The sequence below is a fragment of the Paenibacillus sp. An7 genome (genome assembly GCF_009870785.1).
GTDB lineage: Bacteria > Bacillota > Bacilli > Paenibacillales > Paenibacillaceae > Paenibacillus.
In genome coordinates, this window is sequence record NZ_WTWX01000042.1 from 1 (window position 1) to 9,426 (window position 9,426).

11 protein-coding genes and 1 pseudogene are annotated in these 9,426 nt (G+C 35.1%); 2 read left to right on the forward strand and 10 right to left on the reverse strand.

Annotation, left to right across the window (positions count from 1 at the left end):
- Positions 1–397 precede the first annotated feature (397 nt).
- The 8 genes from GQY27_RS20665 to GQY27_RS20700 form a co-directional block, all read right to left on the reverse strand.
- Positions 398–670 carry a hypothetical protein gene (locus tag GQY27_RS20665; RefSeq protein WP_160037153.1) on the reverse strand — a complete coding sequence of 91 codons (273 nt, stop codon included), beginning with the start codon at positions 668–670 and terminating at the stop codon, positions 398–400.
- A 121-nt stretch (positions 671–791) separates the two neighbouring features.
- Positions 792–1,073, reverse strand: a complete 282-nt coding sequence (locus GQY27_RS20670) for a GNAT family N-acetyltransferase (protein ID WP_160037154.1) — start codon at positions 1,071–1,073, stop codon at positions 792–794.
- Positions 1,045–2,001 carry an IS30 family transposase gene (locus GQY27_RS20675; RefSeq protein ID WP_160037155.1) on the reverse strand — a complete coding sequence of 319 codons (957 nt, stop codon included), beginning with the start codon at positions 1,999–2,001 and terminating at the stop codon, positions 1,045–1,047. Before GQY27_RS20675 ends, GQY27_RS20670 begins: the two co-directional genes overlap by 29 nt.
- Before the next feature lie 223 nt (positions 2,002–2,224).
- A complete protein-coding gene (locus GQY27_RS20680; protein ID WP_160037156.1) occupies positions 2,225–3,127 on the reverse strand; it encodes a tyrosine-type recombinase/integrase in 903 nt (300 codons plus the stop codon).
- A gap of 490 nt (positions 3,128–3,617) precedes the next feature.
- Complete coding sequence (locus GQY27_RS20685; RefSeq protein WP_160037157.1) at positions 3,618–4,292, reverse strand: ABC transporter ATP-binding protein; 675 nt, start codon at positions 4,290–4,292, stop codon at positions 3,618–3,620.
- Positions 4,293–4,296: 4 nt separating this feature from the next.
- The gene (locus GQY27_RS20690) at positions 4,297–5,592 is read right to left on the reverse strand and encodes a hypothetical protein (RefSeq protein ID WP_160037158.1); all 1,296 of its coding nucleotides are present in this window, start codon (positions 5,590–5,592) and stop codon (positions 4,297–4,299) included.
- Positions 5,589–6,557, reverse strand: coding sequence for an ABC-2 family transporter permease (locus tag GQY27_RS20695; RefSeq protein WP_160037159.1), 969 nt, complete (start codon positions 6,555–6,557; stop codon positions 5,589–5,591). The genes GQY27_RS20690 and GQY27_RS20695 overlap by 4 nt, the downstream gene beginning before the upstream one ends.
- Before the next feature lie 177 nt (positions 6,558–6,734).
- On the reverse strand, positions 6,735–7,172 hold the full coding sequence (locus GQY27_RS20700; protein ID WP_160037160.1) for a hypothetical protein: 438 nt from the start codon (positions 7,170–7,172) through the stop codon (positions 6,735–6,737).
- Between the two features lie 561 nt (positions 7,173–7,733).
- Here GQY27_RS20700 and GQY27_RS20705 point away from each other — a divergent pair.
- Positions 7,734–7,853: pseudogene (locus GQY27_RS20705) on the forward strand (excalibur calcium-binding domain-containing protein); the annotation flags it as partial.
- Positions 7,854–7,868: 15 nt separating this feature from the next.
- Complete coding sequence (locus GQY27_RS20710; RefSeq protein WP_160037162.1) at positions 7,869–8,081, forward strand: DUF3006 domain-containing protein; 213 nt, start codon at positions 7,869–7,871, stop codon at positions 8,079–8,081.
- Between the two features lie 277 nt (positions 8,082–8,358).
- Here the strand turns inward: GQY27_RS20710 and GQY27_RS20715 are convergent, their stop codons facing one another.
- The gene (locus tag GQY27_RS20715; RefSeq protein ID WP_160037163.1) at positions 8,359–8,580 is read right to left on the reverse strand and encodes a hypothetical protein; all 222 of its coding nucleotides are present in this window, start codon (positions 8,578–8,580) and stop codon (positions 8,359–8,361) included.
- A 66-nt stretch (positions 8,581–8,646) separates the two neighbouring features.
- Positions 8,647–9,123, reverse strand: coding sequence for a GNAT family N-acetyltransferase (locus tag GQY27_RS20720; protein ID WP_160037164.1), 477 nt, complete (start codon positions 9,121–9,123; stop codon positions 8,647–8,649).
- Positions 9,124–9,426: the final 303 nt, after the last annotated feature.

The following is a 9,426-nucleotide window of genomic DNA, read 5'->3' on the forward strand; positions in this document are numbered from 1 at the left end:
AGTACTTAAAGAAAAAGCAACCGGTCTATTGATCGGTTGCTTACTTTTTCTAGTTCAACTATCGTTTTTCCGTTAGTTGAACTTCTTACAATTAAAATAAAAAGATAAACAGAGAAAAAACAGACCTATAAAGAACATGACTCCACCTATCACAACGTTGGAGACTATATATCCCTCTGTAATAGTTAGAACTGTATTTGTATCTAAACTCCCTCCTACCGACCTTATATACTCACTTGTTGAGTCTTGGGCTTTTTGGACACTATTGGATAGTTTTAAAAATCCAATTAAAGTAAGAATTATTGAAATGACAAATCGACCTATTAAATTAAATAACAATGCTTTCTACGTTGTTATTGAACTATCGTGTCCCGTGTCCCATGAGTTCAAATATCACCTAAATTAATTTCACTCTTTTGATATCTTTATTAAACCAATGGATATAACCACAACGGTGACAAGTCAATATATTCGCTGACCGATTGGCAAAATCGAGGTTTAAAAAACTTAAGAAAGCTGTATTTAACTGAGCATATCCATGTTCGAATTTACCATATTGACAATGAACACAGGAGATATTTATTCCATTTGCTTGATATTGACCTGCCCCCATCGATTCTTTTATATTCTTGGCAAATAGCTTAAAGAACCTTTTCGCCCCATTTGACATAGCTCTAATCCTCCCTGCTTTACCTTTATCTTTATGTAGGCTACCGTAGCACCTGCTCATCAAGAAGTGTATTATTCATCTAGAGTTTCTCCGTTAATCAACTAATGTCCAACCATCTTTATTATTTACTGAGTACAAGTTTCATACCATCATGACTAGCAATAAATCCAAGACGTTCGTAGAACCTATGGGCATCTTTACGTTGTTTATCTGTTGTCAGTTGAACCATCTCGCAACCCATAGTTTTTGCCTGGTTGATAGCAAAGCGAAATAGCTTCTCACCAACACCTTTGCCTCGATAATTCTTGTCAACACGAACACCCTCAATTTGTCCTCGTGTTGCACCTAATCTTGATATGCCATAAGACGGATTGTCAATCCAAGTGCGACACTTCTTCTTCAAATGATTCGTGAGCTGTTTTCCAACCTAAACATTTCCTTGGTCTGCTGTTAATGAGATGGAGAGCATGTTCTAATTCTTCCTCAGTCACTTCTGCAAAGTCCTTTCCCTTTGGGAAGAACTCTCGAAGGAGACCATTTCCATTCTCATTAGAGCCTCGCTGCCATGAGGAATACGGATCTGCAAAATACACCTTCATACCATGCGAATCTTCCAATTCATGAAAGCATGCGAACTCTTTACCACGGTCAACAGTAGCCGTTTGAAAGGTACCGACAGGATACTGTGCAGCAGCTACACCTACAGCGATTTCCATGGATAATGAGGTGCGATCTGGCATTTTAATGGCGGTGTACAGCCTTGTTTTTCGCTCGATACATGTTGCGACACAAGCCTTGCTTTTTCCTCGGCTAGAGACGACCGTGTCCAGTTCCCAGTGACCAAAAGTTTCTCGGGTGCGAATCTGGTTAGGTCGTTGTTTGATAGAAGTACCTACGAGGAAGCGACCTCGTCTTTCTTGAGGTTTCTGTCTTTTTCCTTTATGTCTTAGCTGCTGAACTGTAGTGCGAATCAAACGACCTTCATAAAGCCAACGATAAATTGTTTTGAACGAAACCATGGGCTGGCTTTTCAGACAATAACGCATAGAAATTTGCTCGGGAGACCAGGTTTCATGAAGTCGCCGCTCAATTTCTTTCCCAATGGTCTCCGTCCACTTCCCTCGACGTTTCTGAGCTTGGCGAAGATGATGATAACGATGCTCTGATGCAGCCGCTTGGTAACCATTCGGGTATTGATTTTTCTTCAGTTCCCGACTGGTCGTGGAATGGTGGCGGTTCAATTCGCGAGCAATGGCTCGAGCAGACAGTCCCAGTTGATGTAATGCTTCTAGTTTACTGCGCTCAATTATGCTAAGATGTCTGTAGCTCATGGACTGATTCTCCTGTGTGAATGTTGTTGTGGTGACTCTATTCTACACGAATCAGGCCATGGGCCATTTTTATTTTTTGAGCAAGGTGTCGCACTTCATATTACAATCTGTCAAGTTTAAATCCTCCATTTACTTTTCATAGGGTATTCAGCTCATTCTAGAATTCAAGCCTATTCAACTAATTATCTCTAGAGCCTCTCCCATCTTTTTAATTTTGATAAAATTAAGTCCAGCTGATCGATTCCACAGCTGACGCTAAATCCTCAATCCCTGGAGTTGTGTAAATCATCGTCATTTGAATATTTGGAGTTCCATCTCCCTTAAAGTGCCCCATTAACATAGCCACTTGTTGAAGATCATTACCGGCGCTAATCAAATCATGACCAAAAGTATGCCGCAGGGTATGACATGTTAGATTTTCCAGTCTTGTACGCTTCCTATAATTCTCGATCATATGTTGCACACCGCGGACAGATAATTGCTTCGATCGCTGCGAAACAAAAACATACGGACTCGTATCATCTCGATCATCAAAATAACTTTGCAGTGCAGAACGAACTTCACTGTTTAGTGGTACTTCCCGATCTTTATCTCCCTTTCCTCGAACATATACGCTGCCGGATCTTACACTCATCGTCACTTCTTTTTTCAGAAGATCACAAAGTTCATGAACCCGAAGGCCTGCCCTAAGCATTAGAAGCACAATCGCATAATCGCGTTTGCTATTTTGCCCACGTACTTCCCTCAGCAATGCATTCTGTTCATTTCGGCTCAGCCACTTTGGCGTCCGTCTTGCCGCCGGCGGTTTTTTGATTGGTCCCACCGGATTATCTTGAATCAGTCCTTGCTCCGCAAAAAAACGAAATATTGCATTGAGGTGCACAAACGTGAGCTGCATTGTACTCGGCTTTGCTGGCTGTCCTCCTCTGCCTCCATAAAGAAGCATATATCGTTTATAATCGGCAATATCTTTTTGCGTGGCCGTCCCGGCATCAGACAGATCTGAATCGGTTTCTTTCAACCACTTTTCAAACTTATTCCAGGTAGATATGTAATTTGAAATGGTTCGCTCGGATACTCCGGACTGTCGTAGCTGCTTTTTAAATAATCCGAACATAGTAGACATTTTTGTGGCTCCTTCATTTCACATCTATAGAAGATGACGAGTTTTTTTAAGCTTAGCAAACGGTGCAATGCGGGTTTGCTTATCTCATTTTATCACAACTCGTCATCTTCTGTATAGAGAAGATGACGAGTGTAGTTTTATATCTTCTAGCCTTGCCTTAACTATAGAAAAAGAACCTTGGCAGCATTGATACCAAAGTTCTTAAAATATGGAGCAACTAAAACGTTAAAAAATTTTTCTTACATATTATATATTCAATCCCTTTAGCGTAACGAAGGATTCAATGCTAATTGCCGTACTTTCTTACCAACAGCAAGTGCTAGCTCCAACCAACGTCCTTCATCGTACTTAATAAAATCCTTCTGTCCATCGTAATATCAGAATTATCCAGCATCCTAAAACAAATGCGTATTCATAGCACTTAGAGAAGTCTAATCCTCAATTCTTTTCGAAAGGAAGCTGACACCAATATAATATTGGAATCAGAAGGTCAGCTATTCACATAATTCAGCTTTTTATGGTGTAGTTCATATACATGCTGGCAATGGCTTGATACGGAATCATCATGGGTAACAATAATAAGTGTCATTCCTTTATGATGTAGCTCATCAAATATTGTTAAAATGGATTCCTCTGTTTTTTCATCCAATGAACCTGTTGGTTCATCTGCAAGAAGTATAGATGGTTCTTTTACAATAGCACGTGCGATCGCGACTCGCTGGCGTTCACCACCTGATAGTGTCAAAATATTTCTTTTCATTGTATGTTGAATTTCCAAATCGCACATTACTTCTTCAACTCTACTTTTTATCTCTTTCTTAGGCATTCTAATGTATTGTAAAGGAAGCGCAATATTATCAAAAACATTTCTATCATCGAGTAAATGAAAATTTTGTGTTACAAAAGCAACATTCTTTCTACGATATTCTGCCCTTTCATTTACAGTGAGTTTTGAGATATTAGTACCATCAAACATCATTTCTCCTTCTTCAAAAGAAATCAACCCTCCTAAGATATTTAATAATGTCGACTTACCGCAACCACTCTTACCCTTAATAGCAATTGATTCACCTTTAAAGACCTTAAGGTTTAAATTTTCTAATATTTTCTCGCGATTTTTTCCATTTTTAAAACTTTTATTTATTCTTGAGAGTTCTAGTAACATACTATTATATTCCACCTTCATCTTCATTGTTTATATAATCTGTCATTGGGTTTAATAGAAGCTTACGAGCAGGCATGATACAAATTATTATACTCATAGTTATGCAAAGGATTAACAATATAAATTGCGTTTTCATTTCTCCGATATTTAGTATTTTATCAAGAATTATGAAATTAGTTAAATATGCAGCGAGTAGAATAGTACTAATCTCTATCCATAACATCTTTACTATTCTCCATTTCGTTGCACCATTTAGATAATGTATTGCAAATGAGGATAATCTCCTCTTTTGTTGTAATAATAAAATTATAATGATAACTATTAAATTTAATAAAAAGGTAGAAACAAATATTGACTGGATCAATATTTTATTTTCTTGCAACACTGTCATTAATCCTCGGTATTTTTGAAAATGGGGATTTAAACCTATAAAAGAATAACCTCCGAAAGAAGAATTTTTAGAAATTGCCTCCACTCTTTGCATCATAATTTGGTTTTGGGATGGACTATTGTCCGTTACGATATATCCATTAACCATAGCGAAATAGCTTATTTGTTGGAATAATTCATCAGTTTCAGATGTTGGATCCTCGTAATCTCTATATGGGAGAATTATGTATTTGTCAAGGTAAAACTCTGTATTGTCGTTAAAAAAAAGCTTGCTATTCTCCTTTAGAAATCCAATTATTTTTACAGTAAAAGTTTTACTATAAAAATTTATAGTTGTTTCATCTCCAACACTATATACATCTTGATAAGCGGAACCCAGCAAAACAGGCAATATAGTATTATCTTTAAATTCATTTTCATCCCATATAGTTCCTTTTTCTACAGACAAACCAAAATAATCCATTGCCTGTTTGTTCATTTGAAACGATTTTACTGCTGTATATGGTGTTCCATCTATATTTTCCTGATACTTTTTACTCCCCTGCTCATAGCCTTCAATAAATTCTTCAGGTATCCCCGTATCTTTTAGTAAAATATGATGATTAAACATTGCTAAATATTGAAAATCATTTGTATTGTTAAGCTGATTGTAATATGTTTTTAAGCGATTTAAATAATCAGATTGACTAACAAAGTTCGCATATTCATCACCATCATAATAACCATCAAGCAACTGATAAATAGCTTTTCCTTCATAAATCTTATGAAGATTGTTACTTTCATAATCCAACTGTCCTTCAAACGCTATAAATGTCCCCAAAATAACAAAGAACAACGTAAGTTGGAGATACAGAGTCAGGCTTAAAAATTTATGTTTTTTAAAATAAAACTTAAGTTCCCTAACAGTCACTTTGTAACTACACCTCGATTAGAATTATTTGACCATAAAAAAACACCTAAAAAGGTCCAGGCACTAGTAAGGAAAAGAATTATTATCAATATCATTTGATTAAATGAAATAGTAGATTCAAATCCAAAAATTAAAAATATGATGACAGTTAATGCTCCTGAAACAACTACATTCAACAAAATTTTCAAGAATAAATGGATATTTATTCTTTTTTTTGGAATTCCTAATAAAAATAAAACATATATTGTTTTCTTCTCTTTTTCATACCAATATCTTATGAAGGTTATGATACTGATCAACATAAGAAGATAAAACTCAAAAATTAATAATTGATAGATAAATGGGATATTAGCTGTTCTAGATAGCCCTTTTTGTGCGCTTTTAATAGGAGAAATGGTTGGATCTTTCTCAATAAGACTATTGGTTATATCCGTAACAATCGACTTATTATCACTATCTATAATAATTTTAGTGTTATCATCTATCTGATTTTTAATGGGATTATTAAGCAAAATAAGATAATCTATTGAACTTGCGAATGAAGCTCCCATTATACCACTCACTTCATAGTTTTCTCCTTGAAAAGAGATATACTTTTTACCTTTAACTTCCTCAATATATTTTTGCATTTCTTTCCCAACAACTGCTTTATTTTCAACATCATTTTTCGTAAAGAAACTACCCGATACTATTGGAGGAGACCAGTTTCCTTTATTTTCAAGTAACAAACGATATGAATTGTTATATTCTAAAAAAACTCTATAATTTGATTTTGAAATTTGTTTTATTAATTCACTATTATCCTTCTTAGTGATTAAAACCGCATGGTGATTAGTGTATAACTCATTAGATAATTCGTGGTATTTTTCTTGTTTGCCTGTATAGGTTAAGAAACAATAACATAGTGAATATAGGCAAATGAAAATGAAGATAAATGCGATATCTTTTCTTCTGATTGTGAACATTTACTTTCCTCATTTCACAGTAATAAAGGTAGAGGCTACTTCACATGATAAAGTAGCCTCTATTTTCTGAAACATATGGATTTAATACGTCTTGTATAAATTTGAATATTGATTATCGAGCCTTAAAGAACACTTTTCACTACTAACTCACACTATGTAGCTAATAAGAAAAAGTAATTAATGTCCCCAATATGTTCTTGCTTCAATGTTTTCTAAGTAAGGACTGTACCATGGGGATGTCGCTGTAGTGCCATTTTTTCCCCACTGTCTACCACTTGTCGTTTTAACGGTACCATTGGTTAATTCCATTTGAGCCGTTGTATAATGGTAAACATCCACCCATACAGTATCTCCTTTCGCTGCATACCTCCATGTTGGATCTCCACCAGGGTTAGTATTTTCTTTTAAACGTTTTCCAACGTGTGAATCAGGTGTGCTAGACGCTAGAGTACTTATACCATCTTCGGATTGTGAATTAACATAGTAACCCCCAGATTCACTCCAACCTCCAGAAGCATGTTCTGACGTAGCAGAAGCAAAACTAGGAATTGCACCTACTAAAAGTGAAAGACTTAACACAGAAGTACCTAGAATCGTTTTGATGCTTTTTTTCATTTTTTAAACCTCCAATATTTTTGTTTTATAACAGAATTTACCTACAAAACCTAGATTACATTAAAACACATTATATTAAAATAGAAACAAAGTCCTTACTTTTGTCGAAGTATGCTTAAAATTAATGTCGAAGTTTAGCTACAAAAATAAGAAATCACTAGATTGTTAAGCTCGATACGACGAATTAAATGAAATTCCTTATTCATTTTACTTTTTTTCAAATTATTCAACAAAAAAACCTTTTTTGTTTATAGGAGGCATTCTTAAATGCCGTTGATCCTACGTATGCTGTCATTTAAGTAGATAATAACAGTTATGGTCATCCGACAAGTAATATTTTAAAGAGACTCCTCAACAAAAACATCAAATTTATCGTAACAATCTTCAAGAAACGATCTTTACATCAGATGGAACTAACATTAAATCATCAGTTAGTGAGTGGGAGTATACTTCAACAACTAAACAAGAAGAAACTACCAGTCAAAATCCTGATTCACATCTACTAAAAAAACTACAGTAACAACAAACAATACAAACACTATGACTGAAACAACTACGAATGTTTCTTATAAAAACTGCATCGAAGTAAAAGCAGCAGGCAAAGCACCCCTATACGAAGGTAATCCAAGTTATGATACGAAACTTGACAGAGACAAAGATGGTGTAGCATGTGAAAAATAATGGGAGGTCTTATCAATGAAAGGGATCGTAGATCTGTATGAAGGAGATTACACAGTAATTGAGATAGATGTCCAGACACACGATGTTGCTAAATCAATAGTCGATGCATCTGTCAAAGTAGGAGAGGTTGTCACTTTTGTTAATGGAGTGTGGAAGGCCAACATTAAGGAAACAGAGCAACGTGAGCAGCATATTAAGAAGCTCATGAACGACGTCTGGGAAGATTGAAATAAAGAAGCTTTAACTTTTACTACAAGTTTCTTTCAGATGATAGGAGCAGCTTGCCACCGGCTAACTGCTCCTTTTTTATACTCCTTTATAAAAATAGGAACTCGGTATAATTTAGAAGTAGCCTATCTCACATGATGTTAGATCAGCTCGATTCTAAACCATTTAGGATAAGTATATCCTATGAATATTAATTAATAGCAATAAGGAATTTGTGTTGGCCAACATAAATCGAAATTACAACAGGCTTCCGAGATCATCGGCAACCTGTTCAACTTCACAATATATCATCGAACTCAGCTAGTTCAGGTTCCGTAGCATACGATTTTCCTGCAGCCACACCAATGTTATATGCCGACTGCTTATCGAATTCTTGTTCTCTTAATACAATGCTAGGATCCCTAAGGAGATTTAGCGATTGTACAAGATGTGGCCCTTTAAAAACTGCGACTATCACAATGATCCCTATAATAAGCAATAAATTAATGGATTTTCTCATATTTTCTTGTTTCACCCCTTGTTATTTTATCGGGTGTTTAGATTAAATATTTCAGATTGGGATTTCTTATTTAACATTAAAAAAAAGTATATCCCCATCGTCGTCTTTTTCCCCGTTTTCTATAAAACCAAGTGACGTATAAAGTTTCTTTGCTATCTTATTTTCCTCTCCATAGACAATTACTATTTTCGAAGCATCCCCATGCGGCAAAGTCTTAATTAACTCAATTGCCCTTACTATTGCTTCTTTACCATATCCATTTTGTTGATATTTTTTATCTATCATAAATCTATAAATGTCATAGTAATTTTCGTTCTGATTCATTTGTGAAATTACATATGACATCGTTATAAATCCAACCATCATGTCACTATGATAAATAGCATACGGCATTGGAATAAAACTACTATTATTTGTTTTAACTACAAATAATTCGGCTAGCGTATATATATTCGAGGCAAGGAATTTTTGTTGATCTTCCTCCACCCTAAGATTGATACATTCATTAAAGTTATCAAATGTAATTTTTCTCAACTCTATCATCACTTTTCCTCCTTATATAGATATTAGGGAATTGTATGTACAACGACGAGGTTTATATATAACTCCATATGTAAGTATTCGAGAAATCATTAAACTAACCTGCCCGTTAGCTTAACGAAAAATGGAGCAGCTGCCCACCGGCAAACTGCTCCATGCTGTTATTGACCTAACGTTTTATCGTTAGTTCAATGCCTCGCTCTTTCCTATATGACCCAATCATCCATTCGATAATATATTTTCATCTATTGGTTAAACTGAAATTTGTTACTTGTGTTCTTTCCATTGACATTCAGTAAATTTCAT

Excerpts from the sequence above, each read along its gene's own strand:
- GQY27_RS20700 (WP_160037160.1), bottom strand. The coding sequence starts at position 7,172 with ATGAAAAAAAGCATCAAAACGATTCTAGGTACTTCTGTGTTAAGTCTT.
- GQY27_RS20720 (WP_160037164.1), bottom strand. The coding sequence starts at position 9,123 with ATGATAGAGTTGAGAAAAATTACATTTGATAACTTTAATGAATGTATC.
- GQY27_RS20715 (WP_160037163.1), bottom strand. The coding sequence starts at position 8,580 with ATGAGAAAATCCATTAATTTATTGCTTATTATAGGGATCATTGTGATA.
- GQY27_RS20695 (WP_160037159.1), bottom strand. The coding sequence starts at position 6,557 with ATGTTCACAATCAGAAGAAAAGATATCGCATTTATCTTCATTTTCATT.
- GQY27_RS20685 (WP_160037157.1), bottom strand. The coding sequence starts at position 4,292 with ATGTTACTAGAACTCTCAAGAATAAATAAAAGTTTTAAAAATGGAAAA.
- GQY27_RS20665 (WP_160037153.1), bottom strand. The coding sequence starts at position 670 with ATGTCAAATGGGGCGAAAAGGTTCTTTAAGCTATTTGCCAAGAATATA.
- GQY27_RS20680 (WP_160037156.1), bottom strand. The coding sequence starts at position 3,127 with ATGTCTACTATGTTCGGATTATTTAAAAAGCAGCTACGACAGTCCGGA.
- GQY27_RS20675 (WP_160037155.1), bottom strand. The coding sequence starts at position 2,001 with ATGAGCTACAGACATCTTAGCATAATTGAGCGCAGTAAACTAGAAGCA.
- GQY27_RS20710 (WP_160037162.1), top strand. The coding sequence starts at position 7,869 with ATGAAAGGGATCGTAGATCTGTATGAAGGAGATTACACAGTAATTGAG.